This window comes from Vibrio sp. Y29_XK_CS5 (assembly GCF_024181835.1).
Classification (GTDB): Bacteria; Pseudomonadota; Gammaproteobacteria; order Enterobacterales; family Vibrionaceae; genus Vibrio; species Vibrio harveyi.
Genome location: NZ_JAMZAM010000005.1, coordinates 80,592 through 100,470, shown reverse-complemented (window position 1 = coordinate 100,470; position 19,879 = coordinate 80,592). Strand labels below are relative to the sequence as shown.

Below are 19,879 nucleotides of genomic sequence, written 5' to 3'. Positions count from 1 at the left end.
TACTTTGGAGCATTAAATAAAGCCCACACAAACTGTGGGCTTTCTCAAAAAGAAATATAACATATATTAACCATGAAAGTAACGATTGTATCTGAAGAACTTATTTTATATAGACACTTTTCTTTAAATAAGAAAATTGAAATTGAAAAATACACAGCATCATCTATAAATACATTTATCAATAAAAACAAAAATACAGACATTTGTATTGTAGATTACTCTCAAGATTTATTTATCTCCCTCAATGACATTTATAAATTAAAAGAAAAGAGTAAAAAATTAATTTGCCTTATTCCGTTGTCTAACGCACAAATATTAAGAACAATCCCATACTATATTTACCATCAAATGCTAAGTTACCCTTTTAACCTTTTCTTTATTGAAAATTTTTTTGATATGAACATTAATGAATTCCAATTCACTAGGCAATTGATGAACTTAAGAGAAAGTGAATCTTGGGAGGAAATTGTAAACCTATTCAATGACAATATTAAGAATGAAGATGAACTACTTTGCTTTTATGAAGCATTCTATGCATTAAAAAGCTTTGATGATGCAGAAAAAATCAGAGAAAAATATTACAAAGAGAATAAAATACCCACACATCCAGAGATAAAAATGTTATCAATTTTAGATAAAATCGATTGTCTAAAGACATTAAAAGATATAATTAGAATGGAAATAAACTTTTTCCTAAGAGATGATTGTGAACAGTTAATCATTGACTATTTAAATATCCCTTTAGAAAATACAAAGTTAAAGCCTGAATATAAAATAAGTAAATTAATCAAATCTCCTTATTTTAATATATATTCCGCCTTGTGTGAAACAGTGGAGACAAAGTATCCAATTAATAAAAACCTTGTTTTAATGTTCATATACCAAAGAAAGTTTAATCTATTCCCTTTCATGAATAAAACAACTCAAACAATTGTCTTACTAATATCAATTAATAATTTAGACATTGATGCATTAAAGTTCATCAAAAAAAATAAGTTAAAACTAAGTTATATTATGCAAAAAGCATTTTATAGAATAATCGGAAAACTAACAAAGAATAAAAAAAATCTTCAGACAGTTTTTACCTCAAAACTAACACTAAGGAAATGTGAAAAATATTCTAAAGTAGAAATTTATAACTCAGTATTTTTTCTAACACTAAAAACAGGAAATGAACACATATCTTTAATAAGAGAAACAAAAAGAAAACTTGATAACAAAAAAATTATTAATATCTATTTAGAATCTTTAAGTCTTAGAAAAGAATTTAATTCAAAATTTAAAACAAAAAATAAATAAGAATGCAATACCAAATTTCAAATATTACCTTAAAATATTTAAATGTAATAAAAACACTACAGAAAAAATTAGCACTACTTTATTATAGTAATTTGTTTATTCTTAATCCTTTCTTTATATGCAATCCTATTTTAACATTCCTTATAACTATAAAATAATACAATATTTGATGAAGAAGAATCTTTGTAATTCTTATTTTAATCATAAACGCATTATATAAGCAGCCTATCATTTATATGAGTTCTAGCTGAGACACACCCCCTTCATCTAGGATCTCTATTATGTTAATTTAACCCAAGTTAGAGCAAGCTAAATGTAATATTTTCCATTATAGTAGATACTTCATAATCTAAAATATTTTGTCTATCATATCTCACGCAGTATTGTATTCCTAACAAAAAATACAACACCATAAACAGTATCAAAGTTAATCCAAGGCTCATCAATTTCTGTCGTTGGCTCTGAGTCTATATTTTCATAAATCGCTTGAATCTTATTTCTTTCTGATTTATCTAACAAATAGTTCACTTCCAAGCATCCGATTATATGCTTGTTCTTATAATGCAAAGTTAGAGTTAATGCTGTTGTTCAATCATCATAGATAGTTTTAGATCCTATATCATATTATCCACCAAGCTAAACTACTCCTTTTGTTAAAAACCGCTCAGGGCTCCTAAGATCAAAGTCAAACATAGGAGATTGAATTAAATTCTTCTTTATTAAAATCAAATGACAGTTTTGCCAGAGAATTAAACCAATATAACCAACAATAAAGACATACTCTAATTGAACGACTTGAGATAATAAATACAATAGTCAATATTATACGATAACGAAAAATAAAAATGTAATTAAAAATTAAAAATTAAAAATTAAAAATGGTCTTACCATAAATAATCGATAAAACCATTGAACTTATTTCTTATTGAAAATCTTGATTTGTTAATTATTTATTTTCAGAGCTTGCTCCAACCCCCTTCCATACTCAATATCTGCATAATAAGCATGTTGTAAGTGCTTTTCTTTCAAAAACTCTGGCACACCATTCATTGCACGAGCTGTATTTTCGAACAGAGTTTGACGCTGCTCTTCGCTCATCAGACGGAATAGGTCACCCGCTTGGCTGAAGTAATCTTCATCAGCACGGTGGTCGAAGTTATCACCATTGCCTTTGATGCGCAGTGGTGGCTCAGAATAATCTGGTTGCTCTGCCCACTCTTGCTTATAGTTTGGCTCATAACCAATGGTTGAGCCGTAGTTGCTATCTACGCGCATTGCGCCATCACGGTGGTAGCTGTGAACTGGGCAACGAGGCGCGTTCACTGGGATTTGATGATGGTTCACACCTAGACGGTAACGCTGTGCATCGCCGTAAGCGAACAAACGACCTTGTAGCATCTTGTCTGGAGAGAAGCCGATACCTGGTACGACTGCTGCTGGGTTGAACGCTGATTGTTCAACTTCTGCGTAGAAGTTTTCTGGGTTACGGTTCAGTTCGAACTCACCAACTGGGATCAGTGGGTAGTCTTTTTGAGACCATACTTTGGTTAGATCGAATGGGTTGAAATTAACTTCATCCGCTTCTAGTTCCGGCATGATCTGTACGTACATCTTCCATTTAGGGAAGTCTTGACGCTCAATCGCTTCGTATAGGTCACGGTGGTGGCTTTCGCGGTCTTTACCTACAATCGCTTCAGCTTCTTGGTCAGTCAGGTTTTTGATGCCTTGCTGAGTTTTGAAGTGGAATTTCACCCAGTAACGCTCATTTTCAGCGTTGATAAAGCTGAACGTGTGACTACCAAAACCATGCATATGACGGTAAGAAGCAGGGATACCACGGTCACTCATCACGATAGTCACTTGGTGGAACGCTTCTGGTAGTGATGTCCAGAAATCCCAGTTATTGGTTGAGCTACGCATGTTGGTGCGTGGGTCGCGTTTTACTGCGTGGTTTAGATCTGGGAATTTTAGCGGGTCACGTAGGAAGAAGACTGGCGTGTTGTTACCAACTAAGTCCCAGTTACCTTCTTCAGTGTAGAATTTTAGTGCGAAACCACGGATGTCGCGCTCTGCATCTGCAGCACCGCGCTCACCAGCTACGGTAGTGAAGCGAGCAAATAGTTCTGTTTTTTTACCGATGTCAGAGAAGAGTTTCGCGCGAGTGTATTTTGTAATGTCGTGCGTTACAGTGAACGTACCGTAAGCACCAGAGCCTTTTGCGTGCATACGACGTTCTGGGATCACTTCGCGGTCAAAGTGCGCTAATTTTTCAAGGAACCAAACGTCTTGTAATAGTTGAGGGCCACGAGGACCAGCAGTCATAACGTTTTGGTTATGGGCGACAGGGCAACCTGCTGCTGTAGTTAGCTTATTTTTCATTTAAACTCCTTTGTCTCTAAAGTAAGTCTCATAAATTCAATCTACCTTGAAGTTTAATAAGTTATTATTTAACTTATCTGTTTTTATAGAGGCCTCTTTAATGTCATCAGATATTAACTCATTTTTTTTCGATACTTGGACAGTATTATCATTGACATTTACTACATTTCTATTTATTTCATTTATAACTGAATTTTGTTCTTCTGCAGATACAGCTATTTGGTGATTCATTTCAGATATAGATCCCAAGTTATTTGCCATATCATCAATGCGATCTACTGTATCCGTTATCTTACCAAGAGACTCATCCATATATTCTTTACTTGACTCAACAAGCGAAGCTACTGATTGCGCTCTTTGCTGTAGTTTTAAAATAATAGTTGATATTTCTTCTGTAGATTGCTGCGTCTTTTTAGCTAATGCACGAACCTCATCTGCTACTACAGCGAAGCCTCGTCCTTGCTCCCCAGCTCGGGCAGCTTCAATTGCTGCATTTAAAGCAAGCAAATTAGTTTGATCTGCAATATTACTGATCATTTCGGAAACAGTATTAATTTCCAACGTATCGTCATTTAAAACCTTAATAAGTTCATTGCACTCATCTAAATATTCATTGGTACTACTTAAAGAAGCTCTGGTTTCATAAGCTATTTTCTGTACAACTTTACCACTATCAGCTGTCGAACTTGTTGACGAGGCTACATTTGTTATATTTGATAATATTTCATTCGCAGTACATTCCATTTCATTAATAGCTGTAGCTAAAGAATCAACTAATTTAACGGTATCAGTCAAGTCAGATTGGTTTAATGATGTATCAGAAACTATTTTTTCAAACATAACTTTATTATCGTTGGATATTAATAATGTCTCTTTTATTAAATCCGCCATTTGACCTTGAACCAAAGATACTCCTTCCATAATAGACCCAATCTCATCATTTATAAAACCATCTGAATCAATAAAATCATTAAGCTTTCCTCTTTTTATATCAAAGCTAGATATATGATCTAAGGCCGTATTTATATAGGAAACTCTTGATTGAGTTTTTTTCAAGCTATATAAAATGATAAATAGTGTTACTAAAATCGAAATAGACGATATAATAATAACTAATTTAATTGAACGCCATAAATTGGTGGTTGATGTATCAACTATATTAATCACATGTGCTTTATTTAATTCAATTTGTTTATCCAGGTCCTTTAATAGATCATCAAAATAATCATTACTATGATTAAATAGAATATCCTTTTGTTGCAAAAACTTAGTTAGTTTAACATCAATATTTTTTTTATTTTCAACTATATCCTTTGTCCCTGGAATCTTACTATATTCAGCATATGAATCTATTATATTATTTTTTAATGCGATTCCTTCATTCATATCTAAGTGACGATACTTAATTAGATCGCTTTCTATTTTCCCTAATATAGCGACAGCTGGTATTGATTCATCCTTAAGCATAGTATTAATTTCAATACCTTCACTAATTGATTTAGAAAAAAACGCTACAAGAACTACTACTTGAAAGATCATTATTGTAGACAGAATATAAAACACATTTCTTATTGATAACTTAAATTTAGACATAATATTTAACTAGTTTGATAGAACGTTTCATAATTATATATTATCAATTCAGCTATTTATTTTGAAAAATGACACTTTTATTTAACAAATCAAACTAGTTTACTTTTCATTAAGCTAAGAAATTTGTTATATTTTCATTTTATTTCAAAATATGTCATGTTTTTTTTAAAAATCAACAATACGTTGATCTATACCTATCTTTGACTGAGCCTTACCTTTTTACTAAGTTGGAATAACGAAGCTAAAGCTATAGTCACCCATAGGATCAACATATGAAGTTTAAAAAATATAATAACCCAATCTTAGAGTTAAAGCCCTTTTACAATAAGAAACATGTTTTAGTACTCATCTATGGTTATGAAGGAGATCTCATAATAAATAATAACAAGCTAGCATGTTCTAACGAAGATGCTTTTATTATTTCACCAGGATTAAATGTCGGATGCTCTCTGAAGAAAAAATATAAAGACGCATATATATATTTCATTACGCTATCTAATTCTTACATTACCAACCTGAGAAATACGCTTAAGTCAGTTAGAGAAGACCGTTTATCTTATAATTCATATGAAAATAGCTATAAATCTAAGTTTGTAAGAATAAAATATTCTATAGACGAAGTATTCTTACTCTTCAACGGAATCGAGATACTTGAAAATACAACCTTAAATAAAGATTTAGTTTTAATTCATTTAAAACAGAGTTGTTTTTTTATTTTTTCTTCCATGCATACTCAAGGATACGATCTATCAGTTTTATTTGAACAAGATTATTATTCTACAAAGGAAAAACTAATTAAAAATATATTACTAAAACCAGAGATAGATTGGAACCTTCAAGTTGCCTCTGAAATATTATTCATAAGTTCCTCGACCTTAAGAAAACACCTTTCCTTGGAAAACACAACTTTTTCAGAATTACTTACAGAAACTAGACTTGGCTTAGCTCTTAATTATTTAACTTTTTCAGATTACAGCATTGGTCGAATAGCAGAGATGACTGGATTTAATAGCTCTGCTTATTTTAGTACAGCGTTTAAGAAAAAACATGGTACAACGCCAAAAGAGTTTAGAAAAAACTCCAAACTCTTAAATAGCATTTAGTATTAAAAGCTAATTGGATATGGCTCTAGACTTGGTTTTGACATCAAGTATCCTTGATAGTATTGGACCCCTATCGAATTTAGGAGATCTAAAACCTGGATATCTTCTACTCCTTCAGCAATAATCTTACAGCTCGTATTATCTATGAGAGACTTTATTAATTTTATTGCTTTTGGGTTATCTAATACTAGGCTAACAATCTCCTTATCTATTTTGATACAATCTACTTTGTCTAATTTAATAAGCCGTTCATAGCACGAATAATCTTTCCCAAAGTCGTCTAATGTTATCTTAACACCTTTAATTTTTTTTCTCAAACTACTAATATTAGAATTAACTAATTCATAATTCGAAAACTTTTCACTTTCCAATATTTCTAACTCAAGTTCTTTACATTTTATTTGACTAAGCGCTTCTATTTCAGATGATGTTAGTGTTTCTAAAAATATAGGGCTAATGTTTAGACTTAGATTAACGTTGATAAAAATATCTTTGTATTGATTACTTTCCTTCACAAGAAGTAGTATAATTTGGTAATCAAACAAAGGGTTATTCCTATTTAAATAAATTAAACTTTCCGGAGTCAAAATTGATCCATCAATATTTTTTACTCTAAGAAGAGCCTCGTAACCAAATATCTTAAGATCCATATTCCCATATGTCATAAACTTAGCTTGATACGCAAATGTTAGCTCCATAATTTAATATCCATGTGATGTATAAGATATAAAAACAATCTAACTTAATCAGGCTTTACTTCACTATTAATTTAATAGTTCTAAAAAAACATATCGAAATTTAATACAATGTAATGATTTATCGATTTTTATACGTTTATTATCACTTATTGAATTTTTTTTTAACATGATTGTTATAGAATTTAACCTTTACATGAGAGGTTATTATGCTTGAAAAAAAAATATTATCTTGCCTAAAAGGTGAACTGTTATTTCAAGGAGTTGAAACGAACATATTCTTACCATTGTCACCATTAGATCTGAAATGCATCCTAAATGAGGATAAAAATCGTATTGATATCGCTTTAATTAACTTACAAAGAGAAAATGTTATTAAATTCGATTCCGATGGAAAGATAGAGTTGGTTTGATATTCATCAACGTAATAGCTACTTAAATTATAAGCAGATTTAAGTAGCTTAATTACATAATGTTTTCTGAAGATAAAATGATAGATTGATGAAGTGATAGGAATATTGAGTAAGATTTGTTCGCATTTAGCAATGCGATCATATTGCGATGAATTTACGCGCGCCTCTTCCAATCTGGCGAGAAATGTCCATAATGCCCCCTTCATTTTTTACGAGGGCTTTAAGATGGATTGTCGATTAGGTTGTGGGGCATGCTGCATAGCACCGAGCATCTCTTCCCCGATTCCAGGCATGCCAAATGGCAAACCAGCAGGTGAACGTTGTATCCAATTAAATGACGATAATCTGTGTAAGCTGTTCGGAAAACCAGAACGCCCGAAAGTTTGCCACGACTTCAAACCATGTCCGGTTGTGTGTGGCAAAACAAATCAGGAAGCGTTAAACAACATTACAGAATTAGAGCAACTCACTTAATCGTTCCCCAGCTCTCTTAGGTATAGGTAGATCGTATCGCGTGAGATACCGAGATGATTTGCCACCATCAAAACCGCATCTTTGTATTTGAAAATACCCAGCCCTTGCAAACGGGTGACCAGTTCTCGGTTACGTTTGGATGGTGTGATCGCTTCATTCATCCACACTTCTGATTGAACAGTTTCAATCGTACTAATGATGGTCTCATCAATATTACGCGCGAATGTCTCAGGTGAACGCGCTCCTGTACAACATTCGTTTTGCTGTTGCGGCATAATTGAACGCAAGAAATCTTGCATTGGTACGTCCATGTCCACGTTAATACACAGCAATCCGATCGGTTTATTTTTAGGGTTGCGAACTATCGTAGTAATGGAGTGCAAGGTCTTTCCACTCGCCGTTTTCGTTAAATACGAGTCTGAAACGTCATTGCCCTCTAACAGCTTCATTCTTGCTAAGTTGGTAATCGGTGCACCTTCACCACGTTCAGTAATGTGACCATTGGCAATTTTGATAATTTCCGGTGCTTCCGCATCAAGGCTGTGAAGAACGACTTCGGTGTGCTCACCATACATGCGTGCAATACCATCCACGACGTTCTTCATTGAATTCAAAATATCTAAATCACTTTTAGTGAGTTTCTTAAGCAGCAATGTTACTTCCCTTAGCAAAAACGTTGAGGCTAGGCTGACATAATATCGATAATAGATTTGTCAGTATACGGCATACCGAGTCTAACCATCGAGCCTACATTTCTAATCGTTTGTTCGACTTCGTTACCTACTATACCTTGATTCTTCACGCTGTGGTTACCCATAGCCATCAAATATGAGCGTACTGCGGTGGTTGAGGAAGTGCAGACTTTCATCGCGCAGGACGATTTCGCTCCATCACATACCATGCCCGAACTGTCGCTAATCACGTTCTGAATCGCATAACATGACTGTTCAAACGAACCTCCCGCCAAATATACTAGCGCCATAGAAGCTGCGGCACTGGTGACGGTATTACCACAAAACGCCGATAGCGGTGGGTAGTACGATTTAATGTAAATCGCACCTAAGTGACTCATGATTAACGCACGAGCTAATTGCTCTTCAGTACTTTGGAAAACCTCTGCTGCAATGACCACTGGCATAGTAGCCGCGATACCTTGGTTACCACTGCCAAAGTTACTCATGGCTGGTAGCGTAGCTCCCCCCATACGTGCATCCGAGGCGGCAGAGGTCATCATTTGGATACGGCTCATCAAATCATTACCAAGCAACCCTTGCTCGATATTACCTTTTAATGTACGACCGATCTCCAATCCATAACCATTATCGATACCCTCTTGCGCTAATGAGCTGTTGAGCTCGGCCGCTTGTAGGATAAATTTGATCTCTTCAAAAGGCGCTTTAAGTGCAAAGTCGTAGATTTGTTTGATAGAGATGTCCACACCTTCACAAACAGACCCAGTTGCAACTCGTTGCTTTTGGGGCGCATCAAATGTCACTTTGCCATTGTGAGTGATCTGAATAATGTTGGTATGTCCACCACTGATTGTCACTGATACAGTGTCTTCTCCAGCAGTCATGGTGACGCTGCAAAAGATGAATTCTTGGGTATCAATGCGCGCAACGCTAACGCGCTCTTCATCAATCAGTTGTTGAGCAGCAGTCACATTGTCTTGATTAATATGGGCAAGAACTTCCAATTCGGCATTAGGGTCGCCGGCCAACGCACCTACAGATGCGGCAATCTTTAGACCAATCTTTCCGGTTCCAGGGACATAAACTCCCATTGAGTTTTTAAATAGATTGTCAGAGACACGGACTTCTATCATCTCTGGGGTCTGGCATCCAAGCTCACGTTTTGCAACTGCTGCCGCGTATGCAGCAGCAATGGGTTCTGTACATCCGAGTGCAGGTTTTACAACTTGCTTAATGATTTGGATATATTGGTTCCATTGCTGATTCATGTTTTTTCTCCGTATTACTTTTTGCAAGCAATCGCTTCAACTTCAATCAATACGCCTAGCGGAAGATCTTTTACCGCAAAGCAGCTGCGCGCAGGACACTCTTTATTAAAGAACTCAGCATAGACTTTGTTAAACTCAGCAAAGTCACTGATGTTCGCCAAATAACAAGTTGTTTTCAAAACAGTGTCAATGCTGCCACCGCCTGCTTCTAAGACGTGTTTTAGGTTCGTCAAAGATTGATGACTCTGAGCAGTAATGCCCCCCTCAACTACTTTGCCTACTGCACTATCAACCGGCAGTTGACCAGACGTAAAAATCAAGTCTCCGTAAGCAGTGCCGTGCGAATAAGGGCCAATAGCAGCTGGAGCGTGCTCTGAAGTAATCAATTCTTTCATGTTAATCCTCACATAATTTTTAGTTTTAATAAGAAAACTCTTAAATAAGTTTTCATTTCAAAGCTATTCTTTCAACTATATGCGAATACAACAACTACTTCAGATCACATAAATCGATCTTTTTTCAGATTTTATTGAGTATTTTTGCCGAGATCTCAAATTTATCTGAATTTTCCACAAAAAAATTGTTGTTGTTCTTTTTCTCAAATAGATTTGAGAAAAATTCATACTAACAAAGAGACAACGACAATGAGCGTTACTGTACCTACACAAACTCTTCCAATAACCAAAGAGCCGCCTCACGTTAAGGCGGGAATGACCGTAGAAGAATGGAAAGCCGCAACCAAGTTTGACAGCACAGACTGGGGTTGGGTGATCATGAGTATCGGCATGGCAATCGGTGCTGGTATTGTTTTTCTTCCTGTAAAAGTTGGTGTACTGGGCATTTGGGTATTCCTTGCTTCGGCAGTTATTGGTTACCCTGCCATGTACTTATTCCAACGATTATTCATTAACACCTTATCGACGTCACCAAAATGCCAAGACTACGCTGGTGTCATTTCAGGGTACCTAGGAAATAAATGGGGGGCTCTGTTGGGGATACTCTACTTCATCATGCTGGTGATTTGGGTGTTCGTTTACTCCACAGCAATCAACAATGACTCAGCCTCTTTCCTACATAGCTTTGGCATCACTAAGGGGCTATTGTCGGAAAACCCGCTGTATGGTCTTGCTTTAGTTTGTGCTTTAGTGGCCATCGCGTCACGTGGTGAAAAGATCTTATTTAAAGTGAGCACTGGTCTGGTTTTGATCAAGTTATGTACCGTTGCCTTACTTGGCGTGATGATGATTGAAAAGTGGGACTTTGCTAACGTCGGCTCTGTACCTGCGGCAGGTGCAGGTTTGAAAGACGCCATTGAACTATTGCCCTTCACTCTTACTTCAATCTTGTTTATTCAAAGCTTGAGCCCAATGGTTATCTCTTACCGCTCTAAAGAGAAATCAATTGAGGTTGCGCGTTTTAAAGCGATGCGTGCGATGAAGATTGCTTTCGGTATTCTGTTTGTCACCGTGTTCTTCTATGCAATCTCGTTCACCCTTGCGATGTCTCACGATCAAGCAGTAAAAGCAGCTGAAGAGAACATCTCTGCATTAGCGATGGTCGCACAGGGCATGGACGGGACAACATTGAAATTGCTTAGCTTAATGTTGAACATTTTCTCTGTTATGACGGCGTTCTTTGGGGTGTACCTAGGGTTCCGCGATTCTTGCCAAGGTCTTGCAATGCTGGCTCTTAAGAAAGTCATGCCTGAAGAGCAGATTAACCGTAATTTGGTAACCAAAGGCATCATTCTATTTGCTATTTTGATGGCTTGGGGCGCTATCGTGTTGAACTTGCCAGTATTGAGTTTTACTTCAATATGTAGCCCGATCTTTGGTTTGATTGGTTGTTTGATCCCTGCGTACTTGGTGTATCAAGTTCCTTCACTGCATAAATACAAAGGTGCTTCACTCTACCTAATCATTGCGACAGGTATTCTACTGTGTATCTCACCTTTCATCGCATTTAGTTAACCCTTCCTCTCACCTCGGTTATTCGTCTTCATGATGATGACCGAGGTTCTCTACGTTTCCACTTCATAGAGTATTTCGTTTCATATCTGAGACAAAAACCCGCCTATCTGGTTATTCGCTTAATTTCCGTGCTTCGAATCACACTTTTCTGACAATTCTCTACTATGTTCAGCGGGTAATCTAAATCCGAAATAGGAAACAACATGAATAAATACATGGCAGAGGTTTTTGGTACTTTTTGGTTAGTGCTTGGTGGTTGCGGCAGTGCGGTATTAGCTGCGGGCTTTCCAGATATTGGCATCGGTCTACTAGGTGTTTCTCTTGCGTTCGGCTTAACCGTACTCACCATGGCATTTGCGATTGGTCATATCTCAGGTTGCCATTTAAACCCAGCTGTAACAGTCGGTTTATGGGCTGGCGGTCGTTTTGATACCAAAGACGTTATCCCTTATATCATCGCACAAGTTATTGGTGGCGTGATTGCAGGCGGTGTGCTCTACGTTATTGCAACAGGTCAAGCTGGCTTTGATTTAGTTGGTTCTGGCTTCGCATCAAATGGCTACGGTGAACATTCTCCAGGTCAGTACTCAATGGTAGCAGCACTTGTAACAGAAGTTGTGATGACAATGATGTTCCTTATCGTGATCATGGGCGCGACCGACAAACGTGCTCCTCAGGGATTTGCGCCTATCGCGATTGGTCTATGTTTAACCCTGATTCACTTGATCAGTATCCCTGTAACGAATACATCCGTTAACCCTGCGCGTAGTACTGGTGTTGCCGTATTTGTTGGCGACTGGGCGGTTTCTCAGCTTTGGCTATTCTGGGTAGCACCAATTGTTGGTGGTATCTTAGGTGCGCTTATCTATAAGAATCTTCTAGGTGTAGAATCAAACGACTAATTGATTATCAAACCGCAAGATCAAAAAAGCCGCTGAATTCAGCGGCTTTTTTATTAAATCTTGTGTCGACCTAAGAGTGAGTGTGACAAGGTTGTCCCATCTACGAGCTCAAGCTCACCACCTACAGGCACACCATGTGCAATGCGGCTGGCGTCGACTTGGTGTTCTTTACATAATTCTGCAATGTAGTGTGCTGTTGCTTCCCCTTCTACCGTAGGGTTGGTAGCAAGGATCACTTCAGAAATATCACCTCGGCGCAGACGGTAGTCAAGAACATCAAGACCAATATCACTTGGACCAATTCCGTCCAGCGGTGATAAGTGCCCCATCAGCACAAAGTATCGACCTGAGTATTGACCGGTCGCTTCTACTGCAGCGATGTCTGCCGGGCTTTCTACTACACAAATTTGACCGTTTTCTTGGCGTTTTGGGTTAGTACAAATATGACAAACTTCTTCTTCAGTGAAGGTACGACACTCGGTGCAATGACCGATTTCTGTCATTGCTTGGCTCAGCGCGTCTGCCAGTTGCAGACCGCCTTTTCTATCACGCTGTAACAAATGAAAGGCCATACGTTGCGCCGACTTGGGACCTACCCCAGGTAGACAACGTAAGGCCTCCATCAATTGTTCCAGCATATGACTGGTACGCATTGAAAATCCGCTTAGTTAGAATTCAGCAGATTAGAATGGCATTTTCATACCTGGTGGTAGTTGCATACCGCCAGTTACAGAAGCCATTTTCTCTTTTTGAGTCTCTTCAACGCGACGTGCTGCATCGTTGAATGCTGCAGCGATTAGATCTTCTAGCATCTCTTTGTCGTCTTCCATCAGACTTTCATCGATTTCTACACGACGCACACTGTGACTGCCAGTGATTGTAACTTTAACTAGACCAGCACCAGACTCGCCAGTTACTTCCATATTCGCGATTTCTTCTTGAAGCTTTTGCATGCGATCTTGCATTTGCTGGGCTTGCTTCATTAGGTTGCCCATACCGCCTTTACCAAACATGTTTATCTCTCTGGTTTAATTAGGTGTTGCATCTGTTAATGGGGTTATCACTTTACGTTTTCAACCCCATTCCGTTCAATTTTTAGATAGGGCGTACACTATCTTTATCAAGCTCTGCTGTAAATCGACGTTCGATGAACTGTACGTGTGGATCGTTTTCTAAACTGATCAGAGCCTGTTGTAATTTCTCTTGGTAGAGCCTATCTCTTAACTCTAGCGGGGTTTCACCATTTTCACCGACATCAATGCTTAAATGGCACTCTTCCCCTAGCACTGTATTGAGAGCATTTAATAACTCGCTCTGCGCTCTATCGGTGTTGAGGTGAGCTTGATTGCCTCTTAATTGTAGTGAAACCGTTGAACCTTCTTTATCAAAGTGCGAGTTCAAAGCCAATTGTTCCACCAATTTAGGTGTGTCCATTTGGCTAATTAGATTCGCCCATTCACTTCTTTCTAGAGATTCATCCACCAGCTTTTGCGCCATTTCTGGCGTTTTTTCATGTTCTAACGCTTGTTTGAGCTGCGTCGGTGTCAGTTCCGTATTGGCTTTCTTTTCGACCGGTTTTGTTGGTCGCCAACGGTATGCCTGATCCTCTGGCTCTTGATTTTCAGCTTGAGGAGTAGATTTAGGCGACACCTGCGCAGAATTGCCATGCAATTGCGCTAAACGGTCAATAACCGATTCTTTTTGTGCAGGTGCCGCTTTAGGCTTTTTTGGACCACCAGTCGGAGCCGTTGCTTGTTGTTGTCCTTGACGCTGTGAGCGCAATTGATGGCGTAAACCACTCAAATTACCGCGAGAAGGCGCACTTTGTTGTGGCTGAGACTGTTGAGGAGCGTGCTGCGTTGGCGCAGGATTCTCACTCATTGGTGGAGCCATGTCATATTGCGGTGGTGCCATATCGTATCCACCCTGATACTCAGGTTGATACTGTGGCGCTTCGTTCTGCGTCGCTGGTTGGCTCATCGTTTGAGAAGCTGCATGCTGTGGCGCTGATTGCGCTGGGCGGCTTTGCATCTGCTGCATTGGCGCTTGTGCTGCAGGTGTTTGTTGCTTCGATGGCTGCAGTTGAGGTGATTGCTGCTGTGGAGCAATTTGTGGTTGGCTCACTGTCGCAGTCGGCGCGACTTGAGGCTGCGATGAGGTAGAAATTACGTTTGCGTTGTTATTTGCTGACGGACGGAATGCCATCATACGCAATACAATCATTTCCATGCCGACGCGACCATTTGGTGACAGCGTCAGGTCTTCACGACCTTTCAAGGCGATCTGGTAGTAAAGCTGGACATCTTGCGGTGTCAGAGCTTTGCTTAATAATTCAATTTTTTCAGCATCAGGCTGCGATTGGTCCAAAGTCGAAGGCAGAGCTTGGTGCATCGCAACACGATGAAGCTGAGAAGCTAATTGCTGTAGTAACCCATCCCACTCTACACCATTTGATGCGAGTAGTTGGATTTTATCCATCGCTTGTTGAGGTTGCTTACTACTGATTGATTCCAGCAAATGGATAGCTTGGTCTGTATCAATCGTACCCAGCATATGGCTAACGATGTCAGTTTGAATCGTACCGTTACCAAGGGCGATAGCTTGGTCAGTTAAGCTCAGTGCATCGCGCATACTGCCATCTGCAGCGTGCGAGATCATGCCAAGTGCTCTTGCTTCTGCAGAGACTTGTTCTTTTTCCAAAATATGGTCAAGTTGCTGATGGATATCATCAACACTGATTGGCTTAAGATGGAACTGCAAACAACGTGACAAAATCGTCACTGGCAGTTTCTGTGGATCTGTCGTTGCCAACAAGAACTTCACATACTCTGGCGGCTCTTCCAATGTCTTTAACAGCGCGTTGAAAGAGTGACGCGAAAGCATGTGTACCTCATCGATGAGGTACACTTTAAAACGTCCGCGCGCGGGTTTGTATTGAACGTTGTCTAACAGTTCACGAGTATCTTCAACTTTAGTACGAGAAGCTGCGTCGATTTCAAGTAAGTCTACAAAGCGACCCTCATCAATCTCACGACAAGTATCACATTTCCCACAAGGGTTAGCAGTGATCCCTGTTTCGCAGTTCAAGCCCTTAGCAAACAGGCGGCCAATTGACGTTTTACCAACGCCTCGCGTGCCACTGAATAGGTACGCATGGTGTAAGCGATTTTGCGCTAACGCGTTTTCCAGAGCAGTTAAGACATGACTTTGTCCAACCACTTGATCAAACTTGTTAGGACGCCATTTTCGCGCTAAAGCTAAATAACTCATTGAATGTATTAGTGTCCTTCAAACTCGCAAATGCTGTATACGTTAAGACCTAGACCTTCTAGGCGCTTATCACCACCAATTTCTGGCAGGTTAATAACGAACGCAGCGTGCTCTAATTCACCGCCAAGCTGACGGATCAGTTTTGTTGTTGCTTCGATTGTACCGCCAGTCGCTAGCAGATCGTCAACAACCAATACTTTATCGCCTTCTACGATTGCATCAGTATGAATCTCTAGCGTATCCACACCGTACTCAAGCTCATAAGATTGAGCCACAGTAGGACGAGGTAGTTTGCCTGGCTTACGCACAGGGACAAAACCCACACCCAGTTCAAGTGCTAGAGGCGCACCAAATAGGAAACCACGAGCTTCTGTGCCGACCACTTTCGTGAAGCCCATGTCTTTGTAACGTTCAACTAATAGGTTAATCGTTGCTTGGTACGCTTTTGCGTCTTCCAGTAGGCTAGTTACGTCGCGGAAAAGAATGCCTGGTTTTGGGTAATCTTGGATGCTTTTGATGCTAGATTTGATCAGCGAAATTGTTTCTGTAGTCATAATACCGATTTACTTAGATTGGCTCATCACCCTCTGTTCTTATCGCAGTATATATGAGGGCAATAAACAATAGGTTTTCAGCGCGACGTACTCATTATTTTAAAAGTTACAGGCGCTGAAAATACAAACGCCCACTCGAAGAGCGGGCACACTATTCTCTACAATCTTAGTGATTTTCTTCTCGGTCAGCAACCAGCTCAGTCACAGGTAGACGCATAAACCAGCTCAGTAAAACGATTAGCATCACTAAAAGCGCAATTTTTACCCAGACAATGGGAGCAACCAGAATAGATACGGTAAAACTGAGCACGATAAATACAGCACCACGCTGCTTCACTTTTCGTGTAACCGCTCGGTGTTTGTGCCAGTTTTCTAACATAGGTCCGAACGTTTTATGCTCATGCAGCCAACGATGAAAAGCAGGACTACCACGCATAAAACAGGCGCTGGCTAATAGAATAAAAGGTGTGGTTGGAAGTAATGGAAGGACGATACCAGCAATGCCAAGTATCATGCAGAGTCCACCAGCAATATTGAAAAAGTAACGCTTAATACGAATGGTGGACTCCAAAAAACAATCGTTTAATTAAAAACCTGCGTAACCGTTCAGTACGCGAATCCAGGTTAGCGTTGCAGGTAAAGTTGGGATCAAAAGAACTGCAATGAAACCTAAAAAGTAAAAAATATTATAAGGCTCTTTAAAATCTTTGTCTGCCATGATGCTTCTTCTCACTTGTTGACTTAGCTTTCTCCCAATTACATATCGTTAAATTATCGTTACGCAAATGGGTCATTATTGTTTTAAGCGCTGACTATACCTTAAACAGCAAACGCTAAACACCAACAAAAAGTAAGGCTATTGTGAGAATGATTATTAATAAGATATAGGATTTTAAACAATAAAAAAAGCAGCACATGAGTGCTGCTCGTGAATTTCTGAATTCATTACATTAAACGATTCAATCGTACAATGTTTAGGCTAAAGCTTGAGGTCCCTAAGCAGCCAATTGAAAGCTGTCCACCTGTGGTAATTGGAAGTTCGCGGGTAATAAAATTCTTCATACTACCATCACCAAGACGATTGCCGGCCGCGATGTGTTGATTAACATGTCCATCAGACCACTGGCTGTCCAGACCTGCCGGCAATATAGAGACTGACGATGATGCTAAATCAGCCACGCCGAACACTGCATTTACTGCACCTGCACACTCTGAACATTGTATGCCCTTTTCAATGATCTCAACCATGTCTTTAAGATCGGCACTAAAGCTTTTTAAGTTGCGTAGATAATCATCAAACAGAGCTCTCACCAGTAATGTGGTTGCTACGCCGTCTTGCTGCAGTGAAGCCGAATCCACAAGGTAGAAAGCAAATTGCCCGTTCATTAACCATCGGTAGTCAAACACCAATGGCATCACGTCTGTCGATTGCAGTAATCGGTACGAGCACTTCCAATCTCCCTGAGAGGTGTCTTTCTCAGGCAATAGAGCGTGCAACAAATCACGCGCTGCATTCGGGTTTTGCTGTAGATACTCAAGATGCCAATGAAGCTCTTGGTCATCTGGCATCTCTCCACCATCATCAACTCGGAACCACTGGCTCGAAAAATCTCGTTGTTCAGCAAAGTGGCAGTCCGAATCTTCCAGCGTATTGTCAATCGCTTGAGAGAGATGGTGATAATTTCCAATAGGTTTTGGTAGGAAGTCTTTGATACCAAATCGAAGCGCTTTTGCCACGTCAGACATTTCGTCTGTACCTGACACCACGATCAATGGCATCGATGGATATTCTAGGCTTACTTCCTCCACAAACTCGATTCCGTCTAAAACGGGCATGGATAAGTCGCATAAGACAAGGTCAGGCTCGCACTCACGCAATTGCTGCAGTGCTTCTAAACCGTTTTCAGCTTCTACTACCTTGTAACCCTGACTTTCTAAATAGGCACTAGTTACTCTACGAAATATGGGGTCATCGTCCACCAACATGATGAGCTTGTGATTGACCACTTCCTGCGCCGAGACCATTGCCGTTTGACCGTGAGTCTTAAACATACCTTTGCACCTCACAAAGCTCAGTCAAAAAACAAATTTATACGTTATTATTTTTGTTGTATTCACATCTTACAAAACGTTGTGCAGCAAGACGTCAGGCCCTTTCACCTTGTTATAAACCGTAGCCTTAAATTGACGTTTATACAAATATTCCATGGTTTATCAGTATTTACTAAGAGCGTCCTGCTGTGTTCAAATGGTGCAACATGTTGACTTAAAGCAAACTTTGATCACAAAGTTAATTATAAATTAGCCATAAACGGTAATTTAATGTGTCTGGAAATATGAAATTAGATGATCTAAACCTGTTTCGATTGGTTGTCGAAAATGGGAGCTATACCGCAACTTCGCGAAAAACCATGATTCCGGTGGCAACCATCACCCGACGCATTCAAGCGCTAGAAGACTCTGTCAATCTTCGATTGCTGAACCGTCATGCGCGTAAGCTTTCTCTCACTGAAGCTGGAGAACGCTTTTACCATGAATGCTCACCTCTGCTGCAACGCCTAACCTCGACAGCTGAGGAAATTACGGATGACTGCCGCGGTGCATCGGGCAAAATCAAAATTTCTGCGCCGTACAATCTGACGAAGCGCATGATGATGCCAATGTTCAATTCGTTCATGAAGCAGTACCCAGATATCAACATTGAGTTGACGACGGAAAGCAATGCGGATCAACTTGATCCGACCGAATGGGACGTGATCTTCCGTGTTGGTCCGCAACGTGATTCAAGTCTGATTGCACGCAAAATTGGTGAAGTAAAAGATATTTTGGTTGCAAGCCCTGACTACTTAACGGCGAACCCAGCTCCAAATCACGCTGAGGAGCTTTCTAACCACTCTTTGCTAAAAGGCTCACCGCTTATCAAGTGGACACTGATTAACAGCAAAGGAGAGTCTGTGGTGAACGTAGAGCGCGGTCGTTTTCAAGCAAACGCACTTAACGTGGTTCGTAGCTCTTGTTCAGAAGGTTTAGGCATTACTTTGATGCCTGACGTGATGATCAAAGAGTACATCGAAAGCGGCGATCTTGTGCGCGTACTACCAGATTGGAGCGCAAACCCGCGTGACATCTACATGCTGTACAACCACAAAGACCACTTACCTGAAAAGGTACGCTTATTCATCGACTTCGTGATTGCTTACAACATTCACTAAGCTAAAAACATAAGCCGATAGAAAACAAAAACCAGAGCCGAAGCTCTGGTTTTTT

The 19,879-nt window shown here is 39.4% G+C and carries 19 protein-coding genes; 6 read left to right on the top strand and 13 right to left on the bottom strand.

The window, feature by feature from the left end; genetic code table 11:
• The first annotated feature begins 72 nt into the window (after positions 1–72).
• Positions 73–1,299 (top strand): hypothetical protein, encoded by a 1,227-nt coding sequence (locus NL647_RS19155; RefSeq protein WP_253650564.1) that lies wholly within the window; start codon positions 73–75, stop codon positions 1,297–1,299.
• A gap of 942 nt (positions 1,300–2,241) precedes the next feature.
• Here NL647_RS19155 and NL647_RS19150 read toward each other — a convergent pair.
• Together NL647_RS19150 and NL647_RS19145 are read right to left on the bottom strand one after the other, a co-directional pair.
• Entirely contained in the window at positions 2,242–3,678 is a 1,437-nt protein-coding gene (locus NL647_RS19150) for a catalase (protein WP_253650563.1), read from the bottom strand.
• 36 nt (positions 3,679–3,714) lie between these two features.
• The gene (locus tag NL647_RS19145; protein WP_253650562.1) at positions 3,715–5,271 is read right to left on the bottom strand and encodes a methyl-accepting chemotaxis protein; all 1,557 of its coding nucleotides are present in this window, start codon (positions 5,269–5,271) and stop codon (positions 3,715–3,717) included.
• Positions 5,272–5,543: 272 nt separating this feature from the next.
• On the opposite strand from NL647_RS19145, the gene NL647_RS19140 reads away from it, so the two are divergent.
• Positions 5,544–6,374, top strand: a complete 831-nt coding sequence (locus tag NL647_RS19140) for an AraC family transcriptional regulator (protein WP_253650561.1) — start codon at positions 5,544–5,546, stop codon at positions 6,372–6,374.
• 2 nt (positions 6,375–6,376) lie between these two features.
• Here the strand turns inward: NL647_RS19140 and NL647_RS19135 are convergent, their stop codons facing one another.
• Positions 6,377–7,072, bottom strand: coding sequence for an EAL domain-containing protein (locus tag NL647_RS19135; RefSeq protein ID WP_253650560.1), 696 nt, complete (start codon positions 7,070–7,072; stop codon positions 6,377–6,379).
• Positions 7,073–7,707: 635 nt separating this feature from the next.
• Here NL647_RS19135 and NL647_RS19130 point away from each other — a divergent pair.
• A complete protein-coding gene (locus NL647_RS19130; RefSeq protein ID WP_005452071.1) occupies positions 7,708–7,956 on the top strand; it encodes a YkgJ family cysteine cluster protein in 249 nt (82 codons plus the stop codon).
• Here NL647_RS19130 and NL647_RS19125 read toward each other — a convergent pair.
• Genes NL647_RS19125 through NL647_RS19115 form a run of 3 tightly spaced genes read right to left on the bottom strand, consistent with a single transcriptional unit; the run spans position 7,953 to position 10,311 of the window.
• Positions 7,953–8,609, bottom strand: a complete 657-nt coding sequence (locus tag NL647_RS19125; RefSeq protein ID WP_005452072.1) for a transcriptional regulator — start codon at positions 8,607–8,609, stop codon at positions 7,953–7,955. The two genes, NL647_RS19130 and NL647_RS19125, sit on opposite strands and share 4 nt — an antisense overlap.
• Before the next feature lie 29 nt (positions 8,610–8,638).
• Positions 8,639–9,916, bottom strand: coding sequence for a serine dehydratase subunit alpha family protein (locus NL647_RS19120; protein ID WP_253650559.1), 1,278 nt, complete (start codon positions 9,914–9,916; stop codon positions 8,639–8,641).
• A gap of 14 nt (positions 9,917–9,930) precedes the next feature.
• Positions 9,931–10,311: a RidA family protein gene (locus tag NL647_RS19115; RefSeq protein ID WP_005452076.1), complete on the bottom strand. Its 381-nt coding sequence runs from the start codon at positions 10,309–10,311 to the stop codon at positions 9,931–9,933.
• 315 nt (positions 10,312–10,626) lie between these two features.
• Between NL647_RS19115 and NL647_RS19110 the strand changes: the two genes are divergently transcribed.
• Positions 10,627–11,886: an amino acid permease gene (locus NL647_RS19110; protein WP_005452078.1), complete on the top strand. Its 1,260-nt coding sequence runs from the start codon at positions 10,627–10,629 to the stop codon at positions 11,884–11,886.
• A gap of 203 nt (positions 11,887–12,089) precedes the next feature.
• Complete coding sequence (gene aqpZ / locus NL647_RS19105; protein ID WP_005452080.1) at positions 12,090–12,788, top strand: aquaporin Z; 699 nt, start codon at positions 12,090–12,092, stop codon at positions 12,786–12,788.
• 53 nt (positions 12,789–12,841) lie between these two features.
• Here the strand turns inward: aqpZ and recR are convergent, their stop codons facing one another.
• From recR to NL647_RS19075, 7 genes are all read right to left on the bottom strand, one after another.
• Positions 12,842–13,441, bottom strand: a complete 600-nt coding sequence (recR, locus tag NL647_RS19100) for a recombination mediator RecR (RefSeq protein WP_005452082.1) — start codon at positions 13,439–13,441, stop codon at positions 12,842–12,844.
• Positions 13,442–13,471: 30 nt separating this feature from the next.
• Entirely contained in the window at positions 13,472–13,801 is a 330-nt protein-coding gene (locus NL647_RS19095; RefSeq protein WP_005432961.1) for a YbaB/EbfC family nucleoid-associated protein, read from the bottom strand.
• 82 nt (positions 13,802–13,883) lie between these two features.
• Positions 13,884–16,058, bottom strand: coding sequence for a DNA polymerase III subunit gamma/tau (dnaX, locus tag NL647_RS19090; protein WP_253650558.1), 2,175 nt, complete (start codon positions 16,056–16,058; stop codon positions 13,884–13,886).
• A gap of 8 nt (positions 16,059–16,066) precedes the next feature.
• On the bottom strand, positions 16,067–16,612 hold the full coding sequence (gene apt, locus NL647_RS19085) for an adenine phosphoribosyltransferase (RefSeq protein WP_005452085.1): 546 nt from the start codon (positions 16,610–16,612) through the stop codon (positions 16,067–16,069).
• 166 nt (positions 16,613–16,778) lie between these two features.
• A complete protein-coding gene (locus NL647_RS19080; protein WP_005452088.1) occupies positions 16,779–17,183 on the bottom strand; it encodes a YbaN family protein in 405 nt (134 codons plus the stop codon).
• 15 nt (positions 17,184–17,198) lie between these two features.
• Positions 17,199–17,330 (bottom strand): hypothetical protein, encoded by a 132-nt coding sequence (locus tag NL647_RS27170; protein WP_005452089.1) that lies wholly within the window; start codon positions 17,328–17,330, stop codon positions 17,199–17,201.
• A 227-nt stretch (positions 17,331–17,557) separates the two neighbouring features.
• Positions 17,558–18,664, bottom strand: a complete 1,107-nt coding sequence (locus NL647_RS19075; protein WP_005452090.1) for a response regulator — start codon at positions 18,662–18,664, stop codon at positions 17,558–17,560.
• Between the two features lie 284 nt (positions 18,665–18,948).
• Here NL647_RS19075 and NL647_RS19070 point away from each other — a divergent pair, with 284 nt between their 5' ends.
• Complete coding sequence (locus tag NL647_RS19070; protein WP_005452091.1) at positions 18,949–19,824, top strand: LysR family transcriptional regulator; 876 nt, start codon at positions 18,949–18,951, stop codon at positions 19,822–19,824.
• The last annotated feature ends 55 nt before the right edge of the window (positions 19,825–19,879 follow it).

What these genes read in the sequence shown, in the direction of transcription:
- NL647_RS19130 (WP_005452071.1), top strand. Translation starts at nt 7,708, where the DNA reads ATGGATTGTCGATTAGGTTGTGGGGCATGCTGCATAGCACCGAGCATC.
- NL647_RS19140 (WP_253650561.1), top strand. Translation starts at nt 5,544, where the DNA reads ATGAAGTTTAAAAAATATAATAACCCAATCTTAGAGTTAAAGCCCTTT.
- NL647_RS19070 (WP_005452091.1), top strand. Translation starts at nt 18,949, where the DNA reads ATGAAATTAGATGATCTAAACCTGTTTCGATTGGTTGTCGAAAATGGG.
- aqpZ (WP_005452080.1), top strand. Translation starts at nt 12,090, where the DNA reads ATGAATAAATACATGGCAGAGGTTTTTGGTACTTTTTGGTTAGTGCTT.
- NL647_RS19095 (WP_005432961.1), bottom strand. Translation starts at nt 13,801, where the DNA reads ATGTTTGGTAAAGGCGGTATGGGCAACCTAATGAAGCAAGCCCAGCAA.
- NL647_RS19150 (WP_253650563.1), bottom strand. Translation starts at nt 3,678, where the DNA reads ATGAAAAATAAGCTAACTACAGCAGCAGGTTGCCCTGTCGCCCATAAC.
- NL647_RS19075 (WP_005452090.1), bottom strand. Translation starts at nt 18,664, where the DNA reads ATGTTTAAGACTCACGGTCAAACGGCAATGGTCTCGGCGCAGGAAGTG.
- recR (WP_005452082.1), bottom strand. Translation starts at nt 13,441, where the DNA reads ATGCGTACCAGTCATATGCTGGAACAATTGATGGAGGCCTTACGTTGT.
- dnaX (WP_253650558.1), bottom strand. Translation starts at nt 16,058, where the DNA reads ATGAGTTATTTAGCTTTAGCGCGAAAATGGCGTCCTAACAAGTTTGAT.
- NL647_RS19115 (WP_005452076.1), bottom strand. Translation starts at nt 10,311, where the DNA reads ATGAAAGAATTGATTACTTCAGAGCACGCTCCAGCTGCTATTGGCCCT.
- NL647_RS19135 (WP_253650560.1), bottom strand. Translation starts at nt 7,072, where the DNA reads ATGGAGCTAACATTTGCGTATCAAGCTAAGTTTATGACATATGGGAAT.
- NL647_RS19110 (WP_005452078.1), top strand. Translation starts at nt 10,627, where the DNA reads ATGACCGTAGAAGAATGGAAAGCCGCAACCAAGTTTGACAGCACAGAC.
- NL647_RS19155 (WP_253650564.1), top strand. Translation starts at nt 73, where the DNA reads ATGAAAGTAACGATTGTATCTGAAGAACTTATTTTATATAGACACTTT.
- NL647_RS19120 (WP_253650559.1), bottom strand. Translation starts at nt 9,916, where the DNA reads ATGAATCAGCAATGGAACCAATATATCCAAATCATTAAGCAAGTTGTA.
- NL647_RS19145 (WP_253650562.1), bottom strand. Translation starts at nt 5,271, where the DNA reads ATGTCTAAATTTAAGTTATCAATAAGAAATGTGTTTTATATTCTGTCT.
- NL647_RS27170 (WP_005452089.1), bottom strand. Translation starts at nt 17,330, where the DNA reads ATGGCAGACAAAGATTTTAAAGAGCCTTATAATATTTTTTACTTTTTA.
- apt (WP_005452085.1), bottom strand. Translation starts at nt 16,612, where the DNA reads ATGACTACAGAAACAATTTCGCTGATCAAATCTAGCATCAAAAGCATC.